Origin of the sequence: Flavobacterium ginsenosidimutans (assembly GCF_003254625.1) — a bacterium.
Taxonomy (GTDB): Bacteria; Bacteroidota; Bacteroidia; order Flavobacteriales; family Flavobacteriaceae; genus Flavobacterium; species Flavobacterium ginsenosidimutans.
In genome coordinates this window covers 118,943-143,098 of the sequence record NZ_QJRJ01000080.1, presented here as the reverse complement: position 1 = coordinate 143,098, position 24,156 = coordinate 118,943, and the positions used below count along the sequence as shown (strand labels likewise).

The window sequence follows — 24,156 nt, the reverse complement described above, 5'->3', positions numbered from 1 at the left end:
CCAGTGCTTTTCAAAAATATTATTTTATAAAAAACATCAGTTATGAAAAAAACAATTTACACCTTTTTGTTCGCATTTCTAATTTTTACGGCAAGAGCAGCAAAGGTTGATACTTTACAGGTTTTTAGTGCTTCGATGCAGAAGAATATTAAAACTTGTGTCATAGTTCCAGACAATTATAAAAAGAGCAAAAAAGCATTTCCTGTGGTTTACTTGCTTCATGGCTATAGCGGAAATTATGCTTCTTGGGCAAAAGATTTTAAAGAACTTGGAAAACAAGTAGATCAATATGGTTTTATAGTGGTTGGTGTTGACGGAAATTATTCAAGCTGGTATTTTGACAGTCCGATAGATCCGAGTTTTAAATATGAAACTTATGTCGTAAAAGAGTTAGTTCCTTTTATTGATAAAAAATTCAGAACCATTACAGATCGTACTGGAAGAGCGATTTCAGGTTTAAGCATGGGCGGACATGGCGCTTTATATTTGTCTTTTAAACATCAAGATGTATTTGGTGCAGCAGGAAGCATGAGCGGAGGAGTAGATTTTCGTCCGTTTCCAGAAAATTGGGATATCAAAAAACGATTAGGCACAATTACAGAATTTTCTGAAAACTGGAATCAAAACACCGTTACCAATATGCTAGATTTGGTAAAAGACAATAAATTAAAACTGATTATAGATTGTGGCGTTGACGATTTTTTCATGACAGTTAACAGAGAACTTCATGCAAAAATGCTTGCTTTAAAAATAAATCACGATTACATCGAACGTCCAGGAGAGCATAATCTAAAATACTGGGAAAACTCATTAAAATATCAACTTTTGTTTTTTCATGATTTCTTCAATGAAACGGTAAAAACAAAGTAAATTATTGTTTGTTGCAGCCTTTCCAAAATTGGTACGCACATGTTTTGTTTGGTTATCCTAACAGGTTTTTAAAACCTGTTAGGTTTTTTTAGCCAATCAATTAAAAGCATTTTTTAAGTTTCTTTTTTTGTAAATGAAATTGCTCGCAAAGACGCAAAGAATATAAAAAACTTAAAAAATAAAAACTTTGCGCCTCTGCGACTTTGCGAGATTAAAAAAAATAAATAAAATAAAACTTAGCGAACATTGCGTAAACCACTGCGTGCTTTGCGGTTAAACAATATTATACAAACTAACCCAAAATAATAATTATGAAAAGCGTAAAAATTATGATTTTGGTATTGCTGATACAGACCAAAATTTTCAGTCAGCAGTCTCCAAAAAGAGAAATGCGTGCAGCTTGGATTTCTACTGTAGAAAATATCGACTGGCCGTCTAAACCAGGTTTGTCAGACAAAGAAATGAAAAACGAAATGATTGCCATTTTGGATAATCTTCGTTCGTATAATTTGAACACTGTAATTTTTCAAATTCGTCCAACTGCCGATGCATTTTATAAATCTACAAAAGAACCAGCTTCACATTGGATAACAGGAACTCAAGGCGTTGCTCCAGGTTTTGATCCGTTGCAAATGATGATTGATGAAGCAGGAAAACGCGGAATGAACGTTCACGTTTGGCTGAATCCATATCGTGTTCAGAAAGATACTGTTAGAGATGTACTTTCAAAAGATCATTTATATTTTAAAAGACCGGACCTTTTTCTGACTTACGGAAAAACAAGATATTTTAACCCAGGTTTGGAAGAAACCAGAGATTTTGTAGCTTCTGTTGTGGGTGAAATTGTTCGTAAATATGATATTCAGGCCGTGCATATGGACGATTATTTTTATCCGTATAAAATTGCGGGACAAGAATTTCCAGATGATAAAGCATTCGCTAAAGAACCGCGCCAGTTTAAAGACAAAGGCGATTGGCGACGAGACAATGTAGATTTAATCATCAAGCAAATCAGAGATACGATTATTGCCAATAAACCAGAAGTTGAATTCGGGATTTCGCCTTTTGGAGTTTGGAGAAATATTGCCAAAGATTCTGAAGGTTCTAAAACTGTTGCAGGAGCTACAAACTATGATGATTTGTATGCCAATATTTTAAAATGGCAGAAAGAAAACTGGATCGATTACGTTACGCCTCAATTATACTGGCACATTGGTTTTGATAGAGCCAATTTTGAAGTTTTGGCAAAATGGTGGGCAGAACACAAATACGGAGCAAACGTTTATGTTGGTCATGGCGATTATAAAATTTCGACTTCTGCTAAAGAACCAGAATGGAGAAGTCCTGATCAAATCGTAAAACAAATTGAAATGATTCGTGAAATGCCTCAAATTGAGGGTTCAATGCATTTTACTGCTTCTACTTTTCTAAAAAAAGGAGACACGCTAAGACAGCCTCTTCTTCAAAAAGAATATAAATACATCGCTTTAACTCCAGAAGCAAACAGAATTACAAGATTAAAACCAGAACCACCGACAAACGCATTTATTACTAAAAAAGGTAATAATGCAGTTTTGACATGGAAAGCCGCATTTAACGACAAGAAATATGTGATTTACAGATTTCCAAAAGGAAGAATAACCGATTTTTCAAATCCTGAGAATATTTATTATGTGACAACTGCACTAAAGCTAGAAGTTTCAAATGCCGATTTGGAAAACTACGTTTATGCGCTCACCGCTTTGAGTCAGACCCAGACCGAAAGCAGTCCGATAGAATTTTCACTAAAATAAAATAGTAAGAAATGAGAAAAAGCATTCTTCTAATCGCCATATTTCTAAGTTCGATAAGTTTTGTACAAGCCCAAAAATTAGATATAATTCCAAAACCAGTTTCAGTTCAACAAAGTGTTGGACAGTTTGTTTTGCCTTCGCCATTAAAAGTTGTAGTAGACAAAAAACTAAAAAGCAGTGCCGATTATATTTCAGCAAGTATTTCAAAAAATACAGGAATTAACCCAATTGTTTCGATTGGAAAAAAACATGGAAAAAATACTATTTCATTTTTAGTTGATAAGAAATTAGATCTTCCAAATGAAGGCTATCAATTAGAAATAAACGAAAAAGGAATTTTCGTAAAAGGAAAAACAACAAATGGAGTTCTAAACGGATTTCAGACTTTAGTGCAAATTTGTTCTGCAAAAGAAGTTAAAAAAGGAACAGTACCGTTTGTGAAAATAGAAGATTATCCTCGTTTTGATTGGCGCGGAATGATGCTCGATTGTTCGAGACAATTTTTTGATAAACAAACGGTAAAAAGTTATATCGATTGGCTGGCTGCTCATAAAATGAATGTTTTTCATTGGCATTTAACAGATGATAACGGCTGGAGAATCGAAATCAAATCGATGCCAGATTTAACTTTAAAAGGCGCATGGAGAGGTCCTGGCGAAGTTTTATTACCGTCTTATGGTTCGGGAGACAAACGCTACGGAGGTTTTTATACACAAGAAGATATTAAAGAAGTGGTGGCTTATGCAGCAGATCGTGGTATCTCGGTTATGCCAGAAATTGAAATTCCGGGACATTCGCGTGCGGTAACAGCTTCGTATCCAGAAGTGGGTTGCGCTATAACGCAAGAACTTAAAAGTGTTCAGGGCGAAGTGAAAAATGTTTGGTGTGTGGGGCGTGAAGAAAATTATGATCTTCTCGATTCAATCATTAGAGAAGTTTCGGGACTTTTCCCTTTCGAATATATTCATATTGCAGGAGACGAAGTGAATCGTGCCAATTGGGAGCATTGTCCAAAATGTCAAGCTTTGATGGCAAAAGAAGGGTTTACGGATAGTTTTCAGCTTCAGAATTATTTCTTTAGAAGGGTTCAAAAAATTGTAGATAAGTACCATAAAAAAACAGACGGCTGGAATGAAATCCTAAAAGGCGGAGAAATCAATCCAAATACGTTAATTTCTGCTTGGCAGGGAATTAGTTACGGAATTGAATCTGCAAAAAAAGGATATTCGACGATCATGATGCCAGGTCAATTTATGTATTTTGACATGGCACAATCTGAAACAGAACGTGGTCATCGTTGGGCGGCAATTACAGATACAAAAAGAGCATATTCTTTCGAACCAATTCCAAATAATGATTTAACACCTGAAGAACAAAAAAACATAAAAGGCGTTCAAGGTGCTTTATGGAGCGAATATCTGGATCGTCCAGCAAGAATTATGGAATACCAAAGTTATCCAAGAATTAGCGCTTTGTCTGAAATTGGATGGTCTAAAAAAGAAGATAAAAACTGGGATGATTTTTATGGAAGATTAACCAACAGCCATTTGAAAAGATTGGCCGATATGGGAATTGCTTTCAGAGATTTTCCTCCAACAGCAATTTATAAAAACGGAACTATTACTGTAACGCCACCTTATGAAGGTGCGGTTATCAGATTTGATAAAGATGGAAATGAGCCAACAAAACAATCGCCATTATATACAGGACCAATTCAGACGAAGAATTACGAGCAGTATTTATTTCGAGTATTTTTCAATGAAGATTCAGCGAGTCCGGCTGTGAAAGCCGAGAAATTGCCTGTTGCAGAATGGAATACAGCTAAAGCAGAAATTTTAAACATTTCAGAAAATATTTCGGAACATATAGATAAAAAAGGAATTTGGTATTTGACTTTTAATCCTTCAACTGATGAAACTGCAAATGGCGTAATCAAAACGGTTTCACTTTTTGAAAATGATAAATTAGTTCAGACTTACGCAGATGAAAAAACATTAAAATCAAAACCTCGTTTGAGATTTCTGATTGAAAATTACAACGAAAAAAACACCTATAGATTAGATTTTACGGTAGAAAATAAAGAAGAAAAAAAGTCGGCTGCAAATGTAAAATTCAATTGTTCGCCTTATCAAGAACCAGAAGTGAAAGTGACTTCTTCAATGGCAGAAAATCCGAAGTTTCCAATTTCGAATTTGCAAGATTATAATGAAGAATCTTATTTGCGTACAGACGTTGCGTGTAAAGACGGCGATTGGATTTTATACACTTTTGCAAATCCTGTAACTTCTTCAAAAATTGATGTTTTAACTGGAATTCCACATCATCCGCGATTCATTGTAAACAACGGTTTTGTTGAGTATTCATACAATGGAACTGATTTTATAAAAGGCGATAATTTTGATTACGGAAATGCTTCAATTTATCCGAAACAGCCTGTAAAAGCGGTTAGAATTAAAATTACAGGAACCAATAATGAGCCTTTGATGGCAGGTCAGGACTTAAAAATTAATCCGTAGAAAATGAAAAATATATTGGACAAGTTTTTAGTTATTTGCTTGATTTCTTTAGGAATAAATGGTTATGCACAGAAAAATTCCAAGAAGTTTTTTGATGTTAAACGAAATGAAGTTTTTATCGATTCGATGATGATCAACGCGCTTGAAAAAGGATTTTTTCCTGGAGCACAGATTATTGTTGGAACAAAAGATTCGGTTGTGATTTCTAAAAATTACGGTTTTCATGATTACTATAAAAAACTGGCTGTAAAATCAGATGATGTTTTTGATTTAGCTTCAATGTCTAAAGTTTTAGGAGCAACGATTGTAACAATGCGTTTGGTTGGAGATGGAAAACTAAAACTGACAGACCAAGTAGGCGAAATTGTTCCGATGTACAATAAAACAGCCATTTCCGATTTAACGCTTTTTGAATTGCTAACGCATACTTCTGGATTAACGCCAAGTATTACTTTTTATCAAGCATTGCTTTCTACACCAGATAATTCGCCTTTTTTGAGCAATCAAAAATCAGAGCAATATGTTGAACCTTTTGATAATATGTTTGTGAACAAAAACATTGTTTACGATTCAAAATATCTTGTTTTTGAGCCAAAAGAAAATTGGGTTCAGATTTATAAAAACATGTGGCTGAATCCAGAATTTTATCCATCGGTTTATGAAAGGATTGCGAAAGCAAATACAAATCCGAGAGGGAAATATCTGTACAGCGATTTAAACTTGCTTTTGGTGAAGCAAATGATTGAAACCAAAACAGGAAAAAAACTCGATCAGTTCACCAATGAAATTTATACCGAATTGGGTATTTCAAAAATTGGATATAATCCGTTAAAATGGACTTCGATAGATAACGTCATGCCAACTGAAGTGGATAATTTTTTCAGAAAAGATACTATTAAAGGTTATGTGCACGATGAAGCGGCGGCTATTTTTGGTGGTGTTTCTGGAAATGCTGGTTTGTTTGCCAACGCAGAATCGATTGCCGTTATCTGTAAAATGCTAATGAACAATGGTAATTATAAAGGAAAACAAATTCTAAAATCAAAAGTCGTAAAAGAGTTTACAGATTCACCTCTTGCGAAAGAAGGTATTTATAGAGGTTTAGGTTTTGATAAAAGAAAACCAGACGAGTTTTTTACAAAAGATGATTTTGGACATACAGGTTTTACGGGAACTTTTTTCTTTATGAATAGGAATACCAACCGTTTTTTAATCATTCTGACCAATCGCGTAAATCCTACTCGAACAAATAGATTGATGTACAAGGACGATTTTAGTGCTAAAATCTGGAGGCAAATTAATAGATGATTTTTTTTCGCCACGAATTCACGAATTATTTTTTTTATAATCTGTGTGTTTAAAAAGCATGTTGAATTATACCAATTATTTGAAATAATTCGTGAATTCGTGGCGAAAAAACTTTAACCCAAAATATTCTCATGAAAAATATAATAATCTGCATACTAATTTCAGCAGTTTCTTTTGCGCAGGAAATAAAAACTGGCGCTGAAAATTCTGCAAAATATCTTCCTTTACTAAAAGGCAAAACCGTTGGAATTGTAACCAATCAAACGGGAATTATTACTAAAGAAAAACATCTCGTTGATTTTTTAGTGGAACAAAAAGTAAAAATCAAATTCATTTTTGCACCAGAACATGGTTTTAGAGGAACTGCCGATGCAGGCGAACATGTATCTGATGAAATTGATTCGAAAACGGGCTTATCAATCGTTTCGCTTTACGGAAAAAACAACAAACCAACTCCTAAACAATTGAAAGGAATCGATATTATGATTTTTGATCTTCAGGATGTTGGAACACGATTATACACGTACGTTTCTACAATGCATCGCATTATGGAAGCCTGCGCTGAGAACAATGTTCCACTGATTGTACTGGATCGTCCAAATCCGAATATTGCGATTGTCGACGGTCCAGTTTTGGACATTGCTTTTAAAAGTGGTATCGGAATGCATCCAACGCCTTTGCTTCACGGAATGACTTTAGGCGAAGAAGCAAAAATGATCAATGGACAAAAATGGCTGAAAGATGGAATTCAGTGCAAATTGACTGTGATTCCGTGTTTGAATTATACCAGAAAAAGTTCTTATAGTTTGCCAGTTCGTCCTTCGCCAAATTTACCTAACGATCAGGCGATTAATTTGTATGTGAGTTTATGCCTTTTTGAAGGAACAAATGTGAGCATGGGGCGCGGAACAGAAAAACAGTTTCAAATTTATGGTTCGCCATATCTTCCAAAAAGTAATTTCGCCTTTACGCCAAAACCTAATTTTGGAGATAAAGATCCTTTGTATAATGGCGTAGAGTGCAATGGAGAAGATCTGTCTTCTATTCCGAGAATAAATAGATTAGAAATAAAATGGCTGATAAAAGCCTATCAGACAACATCAGATAAATCTAAATTTTTCGATAAAAGAAAATTTGCCATTCGCGCAGGAAATGAAAAACTGCAGCAGCAAATTGAAGCTGGAATTTCTGAACAAGAAATTAGAAATAGTTGGAAAGAAGGCTTGATCGAGTTTAAAAAAATGAGAGCTAAATATTTGATTTATAAGTAATATCTTTCAGTTTTGTTATGTATTATTTTAAATTCAAGTAAAATAGAATAGAATTTCAACCGGACTAGTTATAATTGTAAAACTGGAATACTTTATTGGTACGGTAAGCACCTACTTTTGCCAAAAAAAATAGTAAACCAAAATGAAAAAAATCTATTTTGCTGTTTTTACAGTAATTTGTTCCAATTTTTACGCACAGACAAAGAATGATTCCATAAACCAAATGGATGAAGTCATTATTAATGAAGGCCGTTTTAATACACCTATTTCTAAACAAAATAGAAACGTTTATGTTATTTCTAGCGAAACGATTAAAAAGCTGCCTGGTAGAACATTGCAAGAAGTATTGCAATATGCAAATGGAGTAGATATCAGACAAAGAGGGCCGTTTGGAACTCAAGCCGACATTAGTGTTGATGGTGGAAGTTTTGAGCAAACTGTTGTTCTATTGAACGGAGCAAAAGTAATCGACTCGCAAACTGCACATAATATGTTGAATCTTCCTCTTCCGGTTGAAGCAATTGAAAGAATTGAAGTAGTTCGTGGTCCGGCTGCGAGAATTTACGGAATTAACAGTTTAACTGGAGCAATTAATATCATTACAAAAAAACCAACCGATTCTGGTTTTATGGTAAGCACTTATGCAGGTTCTAATTTCGAAAAAGATACGCAAGATACAGGAGATACTTTTTACGGAACAGGAATTCAGGCTGGAGCTGTTTTAGGTAAAGAAAAACAACAGCATTTAATCTTCGCTTCGCACGATAAAAGCAATGGTTACCGCTACAATACAGCATTCGAAAACAATAAAATTTTCTATCAAGGAAATGTGCAGATCAATGATAAAAACGAAATTTTAGGTTCTGCTGGTTACATTAATAACGGATTTGGTGCAAACGGATTTTACGCAGCGCCGGGAGATAAAAACTCTACAGAAATTGTTCAGACTACATTTGCTAACATTCAGTCAAATCATCAAATTACGGACAGTTGGAAAATTATGCCGAGAGTAACTTACAGATACAATTATGATGATTATCGTTATTTAGGAAACTCAAATTTGGCAGTTGGAAGAAGTCAGCATTATACGAATTCAATAGCGGGAGAATTGAACTCTACAGTTAAATTATCTAAAGGAGAAATTGGTTTTGGAGCTGAATTCAGAAACGAAAATATTCACTCTTCAAACATTGGAGATCACGATCGCGAAAATGTTGGATTGTATGCAGAATATAGAAGAAGCTTTACTGAAAAATTAGATGTAAATATCGGAACATATTTAAACTATAATTCAGATTATAAATGGCAGATTTATCCTGGAATTGATGCAAGTTATGCAATTACTGATGCCTTTAAAATTATTGGAAATGTTGGTACAAGCCAAAGAATTCCTTCGTTTACTGATTTGTATTTGAAGCAAACAGGAAATATTGGAAACCCAGATTTAGATTCAGAAAATGCATTTCAGAGCGAAATTGGATTTAAATACAACAAAAGAGCTTTGAGTTTGAATGCAAATTATTTCTACAGAAAAATTGACAATTATATCGATTGGATGCGTAATGAAACAACCGTGCCTTGGCAAAGTCAGAATACTGGAGATTTGAACACAAATGGAATCAACTTACGTGGAACTTACAGATTTGATTTCTCTAAAGATTCTAGATTGAACATTCTTCTTGGATACACTTATTTAGATTCAGAATTCAAAACTGCCCGTACAGAAACATATTCAAAATATGCAATTTCTTCTTTAAAACATCAAATTACCAATACGATAGATTATCAGTTTAAAAATCTGTCTGTAATGTTTGCAACTCGTTTTAATGAAAGAATTACAGGACCTTCTTACTGGGTAAATGATTTTAGAGTAAGTCAGACAATCAATAAATTCACCATTTTCTTAGATGGACAAAATATTTTCAATGCAACTTATTATGAAGTAGGTGCAGTGCCACTGCCTTCAAGATGGCTTACATTGGGAGTTAAGCTGGTTACTTTTTAAAATTACTTTTAGGGATTTAGATTGGTATAAAGCCTGTAAACTTAGTGTTTACAGGCTTTATTCTTTTATTAACGATTGCTGTTCTTTATCAAACTAAAAAGCAAAAAATAAGTTTTATTTTACAATTCAAAACATAATGTTCTTTTTTACAATTTCTTAATCAATGTTGGAAATATTTTGCTTAATTTTAGTGAACTGTTAAATAGAATCATATAAAATTTCTACAAAATGATGTAACAGCCCCTTAACTTAATTTGTTGAATTTTACGAGTCTACGTTATGAAGTAATAATCATACTTTCAATTTGTGATGGTATAAAAATAGTTAGACAAATGGATACAAGAAATGAACAAAACGGTTTGTTCCAAGATGGAATCGATCGTACTCAAGAATCAAATTGGGATCCTATTTTTGGTTATCAAATGTATTTTCCAAGTGATGAAAATAAGGATGAACAATTAAAAGAAAGAAACAATCCGATTCAACAGCAAAATACAGGAGATTGGGGTGATGATGACGATTACGAGGAACTTAGGCATAAAAATAATTTCCATAGAGATATTTCTGAAAATGATGCAACCAAAACGGATTAAAAGGATACAAAAGAGCGGAATTTTTCCGCTCTTTTTTGTTAGAGTTAATTCAATAAAAAACATCTGTATAGGAAACTGCAAGCTTCTTTCCTCTTAATCGAGTTGATACTATTTGATTTCTATAACAGGTTTTTAAAATTGTGTAAAGAAGTTTGCGATAGAGGTTTTAACTTTATAAATAAGATTTTAAAAAATATAATAATGAAAACGATATTAAAAACGAAAATCGCTTTTTTCATTCTATTGATTGGATTGGTATTTTCTTGTAAAAAGAATGAAACTCCAACAACAGATTCTTATGAAAATGATTCGATTCAAAATACGTTTGATACAGTTGGACCTGAAGTAGATACAATTAATATGGATACTACAGAAACCATTAGTACAGATACTATAAAAAAGTAGGAATTAATTAAAATTTAAAGTTTAAAAGCCAAATCTTAGAGTTTGGCTTTTTCGATTTTTAAATTCCATTTTAACTGATGTTTAAGTGACAAGGTTTTTCTCTATATTTGAGAAAGAATTTTAACAAATTCGGAAGGCCTTTGGAAAAAATCATACAGCATTAGAAATTATTTTAACTCAAAACTATAATGGAGCTAATAAATAATTTAGACCTTTTTCAAACTGTTTTTAATTCTGCGCCTAACGGTATTGCAGTTTTAAAATCTTTATATGATAAAAAAGGCAAGGTCGAAGATTTCTCCATTTTGCTGTTTAATACCTACATTATAAATTGGATCAATATTGCTGATTATAAGGGCAAAAGATTCAGCGAAGTTTTTTCTAAAATTGAAAAAACTAATATTCTCCAAAAAATTATTGAAACTGCAGAAACAGGAATTACAACTAATTTTGAAAATTGGTATGGAGATGAAAATGCCAAAAAATGGTTCAAATTTACTACAGTAAAACAAGGCGAATTATTGGTGGTGACGATGGAAGATATCACTGAAAAGAAAAATGCAGAAAACGCTTTGAATAATGCATTAATTGATGCCGAAAAACAAAAAAGACTTTACAATTCTATAATAAATGCAACTCCCGATCTAGTTTATGTATTTGATCTTGATTATAAGTTCACGTATGCAAACAAAGCCTTATTGAGTATGTGGGGCAAAACGGCAGAAGATGCGATCGGGCGTGGGCTAAGAGAAAATGGTTATGAAGATTGGCATGCCGAAATGCATGAACAAGAAATAGACACCGTAGTTGCCGAAAAAAGAGCCGTAAGAGGAACTGTTTCTTTTCCGCACGCAGAATTAGGAAGGAGAATTTATGATTATATTTTAGTTCCAGTATTTAATGAAAAAGGAGAAGTTGAAGTTGTTGCTGGAACAACAAGAGATATTACTGAAATTAAACTGGCAGAAGAAAAACTGCAACAAAGCGAGAGTCGTTTCAGAAAAATGATTCACCAAACACCTGCACCAACTTTAGTGCTTAGAGGAGATGATCTCATAATTGAACAGATAAACACGCACATGCTTCAAATGATTGGTCGAGGCCAAGAAGTTATTGGCATGCGATTGATTGATGTTTTGCCAGAACTAGAAGGTCAGTACGTTTGGGAACAGCTTTTAAAAGTTTATAATGAAGGAATTCCTTTTGACCAAAGCGAAGTTTTGGTTCCGCATAATCGTACGGGAGAATTAAAAGATTACTACTATAATCTGGCCTATCGTCCGCTGATTGAAGATGGTCAGATAACTGGAATGATACAAGTGGCGGTTGAAGTTACACAGCAAGTTGTAGCGCGCCAAAAAATGGAAGAAAGCGAAAGCCGTTTTAGAGCGCTAGTCAATGCATCATCTGATTTAGTCTATCGAATGGATGCCGATTGGATGATTATGCAAAATCTTGAAGGAGATGGGCGTTTATCTAATTCTGGCGAAAAACGTGTTAATTGGCTAGATAAATTTATTCATCCAAATGATTTAAGAAGAGCAGTAGATCTTATTTCTAAATCTATAATAGAAAAAAGCATTTTCGAAATGGAACACAGAGTGATAAATCCAGACGATTCTATAGGATGGGTTTTTTCTAGAGTAGTTCCAATATTAGACGATCAAGAAAAGATCATTGAATGGTTTGGTGCATCTAGCGATATTACTTCGCAGAAAGAGCTTCAAAATGTAATTACAGAAAGCGAAGAAAAATTTAGGCAGCTCGCAGATTTAGTTCCGCAAATTATTTGGACAGCCAATCCAGACGGTTTTGTTGATTATTATAACAGTCGCTGGTACGAATACACCGGTTATGAAGAACATGAATTTGGAGATTCAAGCTGGATTTCAAAATTGCATCCTGATGATGTTTATTTAGTGTCAAAAGGCTGGCACGAAAGTGTTCATGCAGGTTCTTCTTATCAGCTTGAATTTCGTTTAAGAAATGCAAATACTGGAGGATATCGATGGTTTTTAAGTAAAGCGGTTCCAATCAAAGATAAAGAAGGAATAATCAATAAATGGTTTGGTACCTGCACTGATATTCATGAACAAAAATCAACTACTGAAAAGCTAGAAATTTTGGTAGCCGAACGAACGAAAGAATTACAGCGTTCTAATGACGATTTGCAGCAATTCGCTCATGTTGCTTCGCACGATTTAAAAGAACCGATTAGAAAAATTAAAACATTTGTCAGTCGTCTCGAAGATCATTTGGAAGGACAATTAGACGAATCTGCTTCGAAATTTTTTGATAGAATTCATGTCGCGGCAGATCGTATGTTTAACATGATTGATGGCGTATTGGCCTATTCTAAAATCAATGCCGATTCGCAAAAAGCTACAATTGTCGATTTAAATGAAACCATTAAAAACATAGAAACTGATCTGGAAATCGTGCTTCAAAAAACAGGCGCAAAAATTTATTACCAAGATCTTCCCGTTTTAGAAGGAGCTTCTGTTTTATTATATCAATTGTTTTACAACCTGATTAATAATTCTATTAAATTTGCTAAAGAAGATACCGCTTCGGAAATTATTATTACTGCGAAAGAACAAATTGAAGAGGATAAAAAATTTGCAATTATTACGGTAGAAGATAACGGAATTGGTTTTGATCTTGATCAAACAGGCCGTATATTTGAGACGTTTACACGACTTAATTCTAAAGACCGTTATGAAGGAACTGGCTTAGGATTATCGCTTTGTAAAAAAATAGCGGAACGCCACGGCGGAAGTATTACTGCTTCTGGAGTTCCAAATAAAGGAGCTGTTTTTATTATAACATTGCCATTTGAGCAAAAAGAAAAAGACATTTAAATATGATAAAAAAAATAATTCTATTAGCTGATGACGATAGGGATGACGCAGAAATGTTTTGCGAGGCATTGGCCGATATAGATGAAAATATTATTTGTCATTGCGCAGAAAATGGAAGCGAAGCTTTAAAAATGATAGAGAAACAAAATGAAATTCCTGAAGTTGTTTTTCTAGACTTGAATATGCCTATAATGAACGGCTGGGAATGTTTGAAACAATTAAAATCGGATGAGCGTTATAAAAACATTCCCGTAATTATGATTTCGACTTCTTCCTATAAAAACGATATGGACACCGCTGCAAATCTTGGCGCTGTCTGTTATTTCATAAAACCAACTAATTTTAAAGACTTAAAAGAAGTTTTACGATCTATTACTTTAAATCTAGAAAACGGGTTAAAAGAATCTCTTTCTAATCTGGAAACGAACAAATATCTTTATGTTTTTCTTTAAAAAGAAGTGAAATTTATTCTCTGTTTTTGATAAAACGTATGAATTTATTTTATAAAACGAATTATCATTAAAAATATTTTTAGCTTTTAATGCATTGATTTTATTGATGTTGAAGATGTTTTTCAACTCAATTAAAAATAAAATTCAAAAAAAACAATTTTAAACTTGACTAATTCGGTAGAATTAATATATATTTGTATCACAGAAAATTTATAAAATGATACTTATCCAGAAAGACTGAGGGAATAGGCCCGATGAAGTCTTAGCAACCTGTTGCCGAATAAGGTGCTAAATCCTTCCGTTAAACGGACAGATAAGAAAAGATTTCCTCAAAATCTGAATAAGATCATCAACGTTAAATCTTTATTTTTTTAAAATGAAAGCAGACTTGATATTATACGCCGGTTACGAACTTTTGAATCCAATTTTTGAAGAATATAGTCTTGCCACTTTTCGAATGTGAAAACATAATCTCTCTTAGATCTTCTTTTTAAATGTTATTCGCTAATGCTTTTTGGCATTGGCCTGAAACTCTTTTGTCTAATCTTAAAACTAAAAATAAAATGAAAAAAATACTATTAGGTTTTGCTTTGTTTCTTGGAGCTTTTCAAACTCAGGCTCAGGAAAGTAATTTACAATTAAAAGGAACAGTTGTCGATACAGTGGCACAATACGTTTATCTGCAAAAGTTTCACAATAAAATGTTTACAACTATTGATTCGGTAAAAGTAAAAGACGGAAATTTTAGCTTTAAAACAAAAGTAAAAACACCAGAATTATACGGATTGAGCGTAAATACAGCAAGTTCGCCACTTTATATTTTCTTAGAAAAAACACCAATTACGGTTCAATTAAATCCGAAGAAATATTACAGCAATTCGGTTGTAGAAGGTTCGGCTTCTCAAGATTTGTTCGAAACTTATAAAAAAACGAAAGATGTAGAAATCAGCAAATTCATTACAGAACATCCGAATTCTTTGGTTTCTGCATACGTTTTATACAGAAACTGGTCGTATCGATTGTCTCCAGAACAGATTACACAAAATATTGCTTTGCTAGATAAAAGCCTTCAAAGTACCACTTACGTGAAAGAACTTAAAGAACTGGTTACCGTTTTAGACGGATTAGCGATTGGTAAAAAAGCCCCTGATTTTACTGCTAATGATCCTGAAGGAAAACCAGTTCGTCTTTACCAAAATTTAAAAGGCTACACTTTAGTTGATTTTTGGGCTTCATGGTGTGGTCCTTGCCGAAAAGAAAATCCAAATATCGTTGCTGCGTACAAAGAATTTCATGATAAAGGATTCAACATTGTAGCAATTTCATTGGATAAAAAGAAAGAAAATTGGATTAAAGGAATTCAAGATGATAACTTGACATGGACACATGTTTCGGATTTGCTTTTCTGGAATAGTGCTGTTGCCAAACTTTATGGAGTAAGAGCTATTCCTGCGAATTATTTAGTGGATTCGAAAGGAATTATTGTTGCAAAAAATCTTCATGGAGAAGAATTGCAATCTACTTTAAAAACACTTTTAGAGAATAAAATTTAATAAAGAATGCGCAATCTTGTCATCCTGACGAAGGAAGGATCTCCGCAAGAAGCTCCTCAAAAAAGGCAGTCAATCTTTGCGGAATATAGGATGGAGATTCCTCGTTCCTCGGAATGACAAAAATTGAGAAAGAATAAATTTAGTTAATTAAAAAAATGATAAGGAAATGAATGCTATTGAGTCAACAACGAAACCAACAGAATCTGAATGTTACTTTTCTAAATTTAGAGAAAACACAGTAGGAATAGATCATATTTTTGAATCGGTTTATGGAGAACAAAATCTCGTTTATGCAGATTGGGTTGCCAGCGGAAGGTTGTACGTTCCGATTGAAGATATAATGCTCAATAAAATTGGTCCGATGATTGCCAACACGCATTCATTTTCAAGTCAGACAGGAAAAACTTCTACATACGCTTACCAACATGCGAGGGAAATTATCAAAAAATCGGTAAATGCAAAGGACTCTGATGTTTTGGTGACAACAGGAACTGGAATGACGGCGGCTTTATCAAAATTGCAGCGCATTATTGGTTTGAGAAAAAATCACGAAAATGAACAAGATAAACCTGTAGTTTTTATCACGCACATGGAACATCATTCGAATCAAGTTTCGTGGTATGAAACCAATGCTGAAGTTGTAATTCTTTCGCCTGACGAAAATAATTTAGTAGATCCAAAAGTCCTTTCAGAGGAAATTAAAAAATATGCTGATAGAAGTATAAAAATTGGTTCGTTTACAGCTTGTTCGAATGTCACAGGAATTATTACACCTTATCATGAATTGGCTAAAATCATGCATCAAAATGGCGGTTTATGTTTTGTCGATTTTGCAGCTTCTGCTCCTTATGTTGAGATTGATATGCATCCAAAAGATCCAGAACAGCAGTTGGATGCTATTTTCTTTTCTCCACATAAATTTTTGGGAGGACCTGGAACTTGCGGAGTTTTGGTTTTCGATGAAAAATTATATCAATCTGAGTTTCCTGATAATCCGGGAGGCGGAAATGTAAAATGGACAAATCCGTTAGGAAATTATTGTTACAGCGATGTAATAGAAGTTAGGGAAGATGGAGGAACTCCAGGATTTCTTCAGGTAATTCGAACAGCTTTGGCTTTAGAATTAAAAGAAAAAATGACCGTTGACAAGATTGCCAAAAGAGAAAAAGAACTTCTGGAGATTTGTTTTTCACGACTTCAAAAAATACAAGGTTTATCTATTCTGGGAGATTTAAAAAGCGACCGAATTGGCTGTGTTTCTTTTGTGATCGAAGATATTCATTACAATTTAATCGTAAGACTTTTAAATGATCGTTTCGGAATTCAAGTTCGTGGCGGCTGGTCATGTGCGAGTACTTATGCGCATTATTTGTTCAATATTGATGAAAAACGTTCTAAAGCAATTACAAACGAATTACTTCAGAAAAATCAAACCAATAAACCAGGCTGGGTGCGTTTGTCATTGCATCCGATAATGACAAATGAAGAGCTTTTTTATATCTGTGATGCCATTGAAAAAGTTGCCTTGAATTATAAAAAATGGAAGAAAGATTACGAATATAATCCCGCTTCAAATGAATTTGAAAACCCAAAAATTAAAGACAATATCGAAAGAGAAGTTACCGAATGGTTTAAGTTAGATTAAGTAACTAATATTCCGTAGGCATATCTTATCGGTAAAAAAAAAAATAATGCCAATACATGCAATATGAAAACAATTCCAAGAAGAGTCGTAACGGGTTTACGAAACGGAAAATCAATTATAGAACAAGATGAAATTGTTACCAATGTATCAGAACATTTTCCAGGATTAATTATTTCTGATATTTGGTCAACAGATTCGACACCAGCAAAATTTGAAGAAAAAGTTATAGAAAATACCGCTTTTCCAAACACACCAAAAAACGGAAGTTATTTTCGTTATGTCCAGATTCCGCCCGATAAAGATTTAGGTGTGATAGCTTCAGAGGGAGAGCCGCATCCTTTAATGCATCAGACAGATACTTTAGATTATATCATTATTATTTCGGGAGAAATTTACTTGATTGTCGATGAAGAAGAAACTTTACTGAAAGCTGGAGATATTGTAATTCAGCGAGGAACCAATCATGCTTGGAGCAATCGTTCTGATTCGCCTTGCATTCAATTGGCCGTTTTATTGGATGCAAATACAGAAAAATAGAAATTATACGCCGATAACTACATTTTGATTTATTTTTAAAATCGTAATGATCAAATTGATTATTGCGATTTTTTTTGCTTTAAAAATATATTTAGAAACCTTCGAAGTTGTTTCATTTTATAAAATGGAACAATTTTGAGTGTTTATATTATAAAGTATTGATTAATAAATGTTTAAATTTATACGAAAATCATAATATTGGGATAGCAGATCCAAATAAAAGATACCATAATTTTTCCGCCTAGCTAAAATCCAATTCTCTCGAAAGTTCTGCTAAATATTAAATAATGTTGATTGTAAATTTCCAAAAAATGCAAAATTAAATCAATATAATCTCATGAGCTATTGGCGGTTTAAAGTTTTTCGTTTAAAGCATTTAGCTCTCTTTTTATTGAGCTGCAGCCTCAACGTAAGTTTTGCGCAGCAAGATAGCAGCCTTGGCACTGCAAAAAAAATAAGGTTAGACGAAGCAATTTTATTAGGAATTAAAAATAACCGGCAATTAAAACTGGCTAATACTGATTTGGCTATTGCCAATGAAAATGTCAGTCAGGCGAAAATTGCAAAAATGCCAAGATTGAGCTTAAATGGCGGATACAATTATATTGGAGATCCAAAACTTTACGACGGATTTTATGAAAGTCAGGTTACGGTCGATTATTACAATCATCAGGCATTTGCCAATATTATTTCGACACTTCCAATTTATAGCGGAAACGCAATCAACACCAGAATCAATCAGCAGGAATTAATTACCCAAATGCAGGAATCGGCTGTAAGAATGACTGAAGCTGACGTAAAAAATGCGATTACAGAACAGTATTTTACGCTCGAAAAATTGTATCGGCAAATCGAGGTAACAAAACAAAATATTATCAATACAGATATTCGAATCAGTCAGCTGAAATCTCGTGTCAATAATGGTCAAAATCTAAAAAGTGATCTTTTAAGAACTGAATTGCAGCAATCTAATTTTAAAGTTTCAGTTTTTAGAAGTACCAATACAATCCAACTGATTAGTAATTATCTGGATATTTTAATCGGTTTTCCAACGAATACGATTCTGAAACCTGAAGTAGTAGAAAGTATGATTCCGACAGAAAATATAAATCTTCAAGATAGTTTAGAAGAAGCTTTTCAAAACAGAGAAGAAATAAAACGAGCTGAAGTTAAAATCAAATTATCAGAATCATCATTAAGTTTGACCAAAAGCGGATTTAAACCGAACTTAAATGCAAATCTTATTCTAAATACCGAATATCCAGCACAATGGCCGAATTATGTTAATATTCTAAATTATTGGGCTGCAGGACTTTCTTTGAATTGGGATCTTTCTAGTTTTTATAATTTAAAACATCGAATATCTGGTGATAAACTGGAAATCGATAAAAGTAATATTGCTTTGGAAGTGACTAAAGATCAGATTTCTACAGAAGTTAAAAATGCTTACGTTAGATATGCAGAAAGCAAAGAAAATATTAAAACCTACAAGAAAGATGTTGAGCTTTCGATGAGCAATTATAAAATTGTAAAAAGCCGTTACGATAATGATTTTGCATTAATTAGCGAAATTGTAGATGCCGAATTACAGCTGAATAACTCTCGAATTTCATTGGTAAATGCCAATTTAGATTTGATCATTCAATATTATTCACTTCAATATGCAATGGGAAAACTTTAATAAATCTTGTTATGAGCGAAGCAGATACACAAAATGAAGTAATTCAGAAAAATGAAAAAAAGAGAAACAGAATTCTGACTGTATTGTCTTTTGTTTTTTTAATTGCTGGAGGATTGTGGATTTTAAGTTTATTCTTTGATTTCAGCACTTATGAAACCACCAATAATGCGCAGGTTGAAGCTTACATCAACAATGTTGCTGCGCGCGCCACTGGACATATAAAAGAAATCAAATTTGAAGCCAATCAGTTTGTTCATAAAGGAGATACGCTGGTTATTTTGGATGATTCAGAGTACATTATAAAAGTTAAACAGGCGGAAGCAGATTTGGCTATAGCCGAAGGAAATCTTCATTCGCTACAGCAAAATATAACCACTTCAGCATCCAATCAAGCTTCGGGAAAAGAAAAATTGGCTGGAGATATGGCAAATTTGGAGAAAGCCCAAAAAGATTATCAGCGTTTCAAAAATATGTATGCTGATTCAGCTGTAACGCGAAATCAATACGATCAGGTTATTTCAAAACTAAAATCGGAAGAAGCTTATGTAAAAGCAGGTCAAAAAGGATTGGAAGCCAGCAGTTCTATAACCAAACAAAGCAATATTAATATTGAAGCGTCATCTGCAACTGTTGCCAGAAAGAAAGCTGATCTCGATGCAGCAAAACTACAATTGTCTTACACTTATATTATGGCGCCTAGTAATGGTTTTGTAGGCGAAAGAAATTTATCTATTGGAGAATTAATCAATGCAAACCAAACAATTGCCACTATTGTTCTGAATGAAAAATTATGGGTTTCGGCAAATTTTAAAGAAACTCAAATAGAAAAAATAAAGCAAGGACAAGAAGTTACCATTACAATTGATGCATTGGACGGAAAAGAATTTAAAGGAAAAGTCGTTGGATTTTCTCCAGCAACTGGAGCTAAATTTTCGATGGTTGAACCCGATAATTCAACTGGGAATTTTGTGAAAATCACACAAAGAATTCCAGTTAAAATTGAATTTGAAACACCAGCTAAAGAGCTGCAGGAAGTAAGACCAGGAATGAATGTAACTGTTGAAGTAAAAAAATAAAAGATGTTTGCAGGAAAAAAAGGAAGCGTTTTTACACTTGCAGGATTGTATATCCTGACGATTCCTTTTTTTAATGGACTCAATGTTACCACTTACGATAATTCGCAGATATTAGGACATTTTGGACCTTCAACGACTGCTTTTAGTTATGCGGTTTACATTCCCATTTTTGCAATGTTAGCTTTTCTTCCTTTAGGTTTAAAATTGGGAAAACAAATCAAAGTGCGAACAATGATTTTGTCTGTTTCATTTTTATCCTTGTTATTCAATACAGCATCACTTTTTGCGCCAACGATTGTATGGTTTGTTTTGTGCAGATCGCTTTTAGCAATAGTTTCGATTATCGGAATATTTGCATCAATGGTACCGATTTTATTAAAATACAATCCAGCTTTTAATATGGCTCTGATGTACGGTATTTTTCAGTTTATCCAAAAAGGGAGTCAGCATTTATACCAATATTTGGGAGCACATTTCGTGAGTTTCCATAATTGGACTTTTGGAGTTTATTTCCTGAATGTCAATTTTTTGATCTGTATAATTTTGGCTTGGTATTTTTATAAAGCTGATGTTGCGCCAATGAAAACGCAATTTCAATTTGATTGGCGAGGCTGGATTATCATGGTTTTATTTTTTGCCATCATTCTTTTTTTATGCGCCGAAGGACAGAGTCGAAATTGGTTCAGCGATCCTAAAATAACACTTGCATCAGCATTTTTATTTATTACGGTAGGAGTTTATCTGCTTCATGTTCGATTTACAGCAGAACCGCTTATTAATCCTAATGTTTACAAGTTTAAAAACGTTATTGCAGGTGCAGTTTTAATGTTTTATATCGGTGTGATAAATGGAACGGGAAGCGTTATTACAGGTTATATGACCAATATTTTAGGTTTTGATCCAGTTTTAGGAGCAGTAACTCATCTTTCATTATTAATTGGTTTGTGTATTTCGATTCCGCTTTCAACTTATCTTTTGTACAAACGCATTTATTTGGCGACGATCTGGGTTATTGGTTTTGCCTGCTACGGATTGTATCATATTGTTCTCTTTTTTAGGTTTTATCCAGAAATCGATGCATCAGATTTTTTTCTTCCGCTTATTTTTAAAGGGTTAGGAATGGGATTTCTCTTTCCTGTTTCCCTGCTTTATATTTCCGAAGGTGTGCCAAAGGATTTAAGTACATCGCGCATGATGACGGGAATTATCGCACAGGCAATTTTTGCGTCGTTATTAGGCGGTGCCATTTTAGGAACTTTTATTTCTAATCTAAATGTTCAGCATAAAACGGGCTTAAGCCAACAATTGTCTTCTGTAAATCAGTTGGCAGAAAATCAGCTGGAAAACTACAAAAGGAATTTTCTATTTATGGGATTGTCTGATGCAGAGGCTCAGAAAAAAGCAGAAAAAAGTCTTTCCAACCAAACCTCTCAATCGGCTATATTATTAGCGTATAAGGATATTTATCTCGTCATGTCGGCGATTTGTTTTTTGCCTATTTTCATTATTCTGCTTTTCAAACTTTGGCGTAGGCCAATTGGAAGAGTAGAAGTAGAGCCAATACCAATTTGATCATATAGATTATAAAAAGTAGTTCGCATCTTGTTTAATTAACAAATTGATTTTTATTATGATAATAAAAAAAGATCGCTTCTTGTATCGTTTTTGGACCCAAGAAAAAGGGCTTAGCGGAATGCTGATACTGCTATTTATTATGCATTTTATTGCTATTCCTCTTTTTGGCAGTTATCCTCATTTTATGATCGCAGTTAATATTTTCTGGATGCTATTCATCTTTGCAGGAATTATAGCCGTATCAAAACATAGAAAACAAGCTTTAATTATTTCCATAATTCCAGTTTTGTTTCTTGCCATACAGTGGATCAATTATTTAAATCACAATGTCTTCATTTTATTTGCCGATCTTATTCTTTCAGTAGCAATTATGCTTCTTCTGATTGTTTTGGTTTTAGCCAAAGTATTAGAACCAGGACCTGTAACAATTTATCGAATTATAGGTTCAGTAGTAGTCTATATGCTTTTGGTGCAATTTTGGTCAACGCTTTATTTATTTCTTTTTGAACATATTGAAGGATCTTTTCAGATAACAGAATCAAAATTTGAAAGTAATAGCGATCAGGCTAGTTTTATGTATTTCAGTTATGTATGTATTACTTCAACTGGTTTTGGCGAGATCGTGCCGCTTCATCCTTTGGCTCGCGCTCTCGTCCAGATTGAAGTGCTGACAGGCGTTTTATATCCTGTAGTTTTAATAGGAAGATTGGTTTCAGATGCCAATTTTGGGGTTAAAAAAAATTAAGAATTAAGAATTAAGAATTAAGAATTAAGAATTAAGAATTAAGAATTAAGAATTAAGAATTAAGAATTTCATTAAACATCTCATATTTCACCATTAACCATTAACCATTAACAATCAACAATTAAAAAACTAATATAGCCATGAAAACAACTAATACTAATAAAAAGAAAGAGCTCTTTGAAACTATTTTGCAGTTATTTTTCATTTTCCTGATAATTGGATTTTGTCTTAAATTGCTGTTGCCTTTTTTTATGCCTATTCTCTGGGCTGTAATCCTTTCTGTGGTTTTTTATCCATTATTTAATGCGTTACAGAAGATACTAAAAGGGCGAAAAGCACTTGCTTCGGTTGTAATTACAATTCTGATTATTGCTGTGATGGTAGTTCCATTAATCTATTTTTTGAAGGCTGCAACTGGTAATTTTTTGGAATTGAAAAATAGCTTTGAGGCTGGAACTTTAAAAGTAGCGCCTCCTGGTTCTAATATAAAAGAATGGCCAGTAATAGGAAAACCACTTTATGAATTTTTACTGTCGATGTCAACAGATTTGGAACAGGGAGTGGTTAAATATCAGGATCAGATAAGAGAATTGTCTTCTAAAATTATGGCAAGTATTTTAAGTTCTGGAGCGGCGTTTCTTCAATTTATTTTATCTATCATCATTGCAGGTGTTTTATTGGTATCTCCAAGTGGTAAATCTTTCTTCATGAAATTCCTTAAAAAAATTGCAGGAAGTGAAGCAGAACAAATTATGACGATTTCTGTTTCAACGATTTATCAAGTAGTGAAAGGGATTTTGGGAGTTGCTGTCATTCAGACGATAATTCAGGCAATTGGATTGTTTATGGCGGATATTCCATACGCAGGAATTTTGACTTTAATCTGTCTGATATTTTCAATTTTACAGATTGGACCAATCATAATTAATATTGGAGTTATTATTTATCTTTTTTCAACTGGAGATTCGGGATACGCTATTTTCTGGACTGTATTTTTCATCATCAGCGGACTTTCGGATAATGTTTTAAAACCTCTTTTATTAGGGAAAGGAGCTCTTGTGCCAATGCTAGTTATATTTTTGGGTGTGATTGGAGGATTTATCATGTCAGGATTTATCGGATTATTTGTTGGACCGATTGTGTTTTCAATAGGTTACAAACTTTTTGTTGCCTGGATCGATGATACCTCCGAGCCTGAAGTTGAAGCAGTTTCTCCAATAGATGAAGCCGAACCTCTTGCTTAAATTGGTTATTTAATTGTAATATAAAC

18 protein-coding genes and 1 riboswitch are annotated in these 24,156 nt (G+C 33.4%); all 18 genes read left to right on the top strand.

Annotated elements, in window-relative coordinates:
• The first annotated feature begins 42 nt into the window (after window positions 1–42).
• The 18 genes from DM444_RS16925 to DM444_RS16840 all read left to right on the top strand — a co-directional run bounded on the left by DM444_RS16925 (window position 43) and on the right by DM444_RS16840 (window position 24,130).
• Window positions 43–870: an alpha/beta hydrolase gene (locus tag DM444_RS16925; protein WP_111288766.1), complete on the top strand. Its 828-nt coding sequence runs from the start codon at window positions 43–45 to the stop codon at window positions 868–870.
• Between the two features lie 311 nt (window positions 871–1,181).
• Window positions 1,182–2,663, top strand: a complete 1,482-nt coding sequence (locus DM444_RS16920) for a glycoside hydrolase family 10 protein (RefSeq protein ID WP_111288764.1) — start codon at window positions 1,182–1,184, stop codon at window positions 2,661–2,663.
• Window positions 2,664–2,674: 11 nt separating this feature from the next.
• Entirely contained in the window at window positions 2,675–5,179 is a 2,505-nt protein-coding gene (locus DM444_RS16915; RefSeq protein ID WP_111288762.1) for a beta-N-acetylhexosaminidase, read from the top strand.
• Window positions 5,180–5,182: 3 nt separating this feature from the next.
• Window positions 5,183–6,487 carry a serine hydrolase domain-containing protein gene (locus tag DM444_RS16910; RefSeq protein ID WP_111288760.1) on the top strand — a complete coding sequence of 435 codons (1,305 nt, stop codon included), beginning with the start codon at window positions 5,183–5,185 and terminating at the stop codon, window positions 6,485–6,487.
• A 131-nt stretch (window positions 6,488–6,618) separates the two neighbouring features.
• Window positions 6,619–7,758, top strand: coding sequence for an exo-beta-N-acetylmuramidase NamZ family protein (locus DM444_RS16905; protein ID WP_111288758.1), 1,140 nt, complete (start codon window positions 6,619–6,621; stop codon window positions 7,756–7,758).
• 142 nt (window positions 7,759–7,900) lie between these two features.
• On the top strand, window positions 7,901–9,763 hold the full coding sequence (locus tag DM444_RS16900) for a TonB-dependent receptor plug domain-containing protein (RefSeq protein ID WP_111288756.1): 1,863 nt from the start codon (window positions 7,901–7,903) through the stop codon (window positions 9,761–9,763).
• A 332-nt stretch (window positions 9,764–10,095) separates the two neighbouring features.
• Window positions 10,096–10,356 (top strand): hypothetical protein, encoded by a 261-nt coding sequence (locus tag DM444_RS16895; protein ID WP_111288754.1) that lies wholly within the window; start codon window positions 10,096–10,098, stop codon window positions 10,354–10,356.
• Between the two features lie 201 nt (window positions 10,357–10,557).
• Window positions 10,558–10,761 carry a hypothetical protein gene (locus DM444_RS16890; protein WP_111288752.1) on the top strand — a complete coding sequence of 68 codons (204 nt, stop codon included), beginning with the start codon at window positions 10,558–10,560 and terminating at the stop codon, window positions 10,759–10,761.
• Window positions 10,762–10,949: 188 nt separating this feature from the next.
• Window positions 10,950–13,622 (top strand): PAS domain S-box protein, encoded by a 2,673-nt coding sequence (locus DM444_RS16885; RefSeq protein WP_111288750.1) that lies wholly within the window; start codon window positions 10,950–10,952, stop codon window positions 13,620–13,622.
• Window positions 13,623–13,624: 2 nt separating this feature from the next.
• Entirely contained in the window at window positions 13,625–14,074 is a 450-nt protein-coding gene (locus DM444_RS16880; protein ID WP_111288748.1) for a response regulator, read from the top strand.
• 221 nt (window positions 14,075–14,295) lie between these two features.
• Window positions 14,296–14,394: riboswitch (SAM riboswitch) on the top strand.
• A gap of 243 nt (window positions 14,395–14,637) precedes the next feature.
• Window positions 14,638–15,627 (top strand): TlpA disulfide reductase family protein, encoded by a 990-nt coding sequence (locus tag DM444_RS16875; protein ID WP_111289256.1) that lies wholly within the window; start codon window positions 14,638–14,640, stop codon window positions 15,625–15,627.
• Window positions 15,628–15,793: 166 nt separating this feature from the next.
• Window positions 15,794–17,272, top strand: a complete 1,479-nt coding sequence (locus DM444_RS16870; RefSeq protein WP_111288746.1) for an aminotransferase class V-fold PLP-dependent enzyme — start codon at window positions 15,794–15,796, stop codon at window positions 17,270–17,272.
• 63 nt (window positions 17,273–17,335) lie between these two features.
• Window positions 17,336–17,809 carry a cupin domain-containing protein gene (locus DM444_RS16865; protein WP_111288744.1) on the top strand — a complete coding sequence of 158 codons (474 nt, stop codon included), beginning with the start codon at window positions 17,336–17,338 and terminating at the stop codon, window positions 17,807–17,809.
• A gap of 337 nt (window positions 17,810–18,146) precedes the next feature.
• On the top strand, window positions 18,147–19,490 hold the full coding sequence (locus tag DM444_RS16860) for a TolC family protein (protein WP_111288742.1): 1,344 nt from the start codon (window positions 18,147–18,149) through the stop codon (window positions 19,488–19,490).
• Between the two features lie 11 nt (window positions 19,491–19,501).
• Window positions 19,502–20,566, top strand: a complete 1,065-nt coding sequence (locus DM444_RS16855) for an HlyD family secretion protein (RefSeq protein ID WP_111288740.1) — start codon at window positions 19,502–19,504, stop codon at window positions 20,564–20,566.
• Window positions 20,567–20,569: 3 nt separating this feature from the next.
• Window positions 20,570–22,138 (top strand): MFS transporter, encoded by a 1,569-nt coding sequence (locus DM444_RS16850; RefSeq protein ID WP_111288738.1) that lies wholly within the window; start codon window positions 20,570–20,572, stop codon window positions 22,136–22,138.
• 58 nt (window positions 22,139–22,196) lie between these two features.
• Window positions 22,197–22,886, top strand: coding sequence for an ion channel (locus DM444_RS16845; protein ID WP_111288736.1), 690 nt, complete (start codon window positions 22,197–22,199; stop codon window positions 22,884–22,886).
• 140 nt (window positions 22,887–23,026) lie between these two features.
• Window positions 23,027–24,130 carry an AI-2E family transporter gene (locus DM444_RS16840; protein WP_111288734.1) on the top strand — a complete coding sequence of 368 codons (1,104 nt, stop codon included), beginning with the start codon at window positions 23,027–23,029 and terminating at the stop codon, window positions 24,128–24,130.
• Window positions 24,131–24,156: the final 26 nt, after the last annotated feature.

Excerpts from the sequence above, each read along its gene's own strand:
- DM444_RS16925 (WP_111288766.1), top strand. The coding sequence starts at position 43 with ATGAAAAAAACAATTTACACCTTTTTGTTCGCATTTCTAATTTTTACG.
- DM444_RS16920 (WP_111288764.1), top strand. The coding sequence starts at position 1,182 with ATGAAAAGCGTAAAAATTATGATTTTGGTATTGCTGATACAGACCAAA.
- DM444_RS16915 (WP_111288762.1), top strand. The coding sequence starts at position 2,675 with ATGAGAAAAAGCATTCTTCTAATCGCCATATTTCTAAGTTCGATAAGT.
- DM444_RS16910 (WP_111288760.1), top strand. The coding sequence starts at position 5,183 with ATGAAAAATATATTGGACAAGTTTTTAGTTATTTGCTTGATTTCTTTA.
- DM444_RS16905 (WP_111288758.1), top strand. The coding sequence starts at position 6,619 with ATGAAAAATATAATAATCTGCATACTAATTTCAGCAGTTTCTTTTGCG.
- DM444_RS16900 (WP_111288756.1), top strand. The coding sequence starts at position 7,901 with ATGAAAAAAATCTATTTTGCTGTTTTTACAGTAATTTGTTCCAATTTT.
- DM444_RS16895 (WP_111288754.1), top strand. The coding sequence starts at position 10,096 with ATGGATACAAGAAATGAACAAAACGGTTTGTTCCAAGATGGAATCGAT.
- DM444_RS16890 (WP_111288752.1), top strand. The coding sequence starts at position 10,558 with ATGAAAACGATATTAAAAACGAAAATCGCTTTTTTCATTCTATTGATT.
- DM444_RS16885 (WP_111288750.1), top strand. The coding sequence starts at position 10,950 with ATGGAGCTAATAAATAATTTAGACCTTTTTCAAACTGTTTTTAATTCT.
- DM444_RS16880 (WP_111288748.1), top strand. The coding sequence starts at position 13,625 with ATGATAAAAAAAATAATTCTATTAGCTGATGACGATAGGGATGACGCA.
- DM444_RS16875 (WP_111289256.1), top strand. The coding sequence starts at position 14,638 with ATGAAAAAAATACTATTAGGTTTTGCTTTGTTTCTTGGAGCTTTTCAA.
- DM444_RS16870 (WP_111288746.1), top strand. The coding sequence starts at position 15,794 with ATGAATGCTATTGAGTCAACAACGAAACCAACAGAATCTGAATGTTAC.
- DM444_RS16865 (WP_111288744.1), top strand. The coding sequence starts at position 17,336 with ATGAAAACAATTCCAAGAAGAGTCGTAACGGGTTTACGAAACGGAAAA.
- DM444_RS16860 (WP_111288742.1), top strand. The coding sequence starts at position 18,147 with ATGAGCTATTGGCGGTTTAAAGTTTTTCGTTTAAAGCATTTAGCTCTC.
- DM444_RS16855 (WP_111288740.1), top strand. The coding sequence starts at position 19,502 with ATGAGCGAAGCAGATACACAAAATGAAGTAATTCAGAAAAATGAAAAA.
- DM444_RS16850 (WP_111288738.1), top strand. The coding sequence starts at position 20,570 with ATGTTTGCAGGAAAAAAAGGAAGCGTTTTTACACTTGCAGGATTGTAT.
- DM444_RS16845 (WP_111288736.1), top strand. The coding sequence starts at position 22,197 with ATGATAATAAAAAAAGATCGCTTCTTGTATCGTTTTTGGACCCAAGAA.
- DM444_RS16840 (WP_111288734.1), top strand. The coding sequence starts at position 23,027 with ATGAAAACAACTAATACTAATAAAAAGAAAGAGCTCTTTGAAACTATT.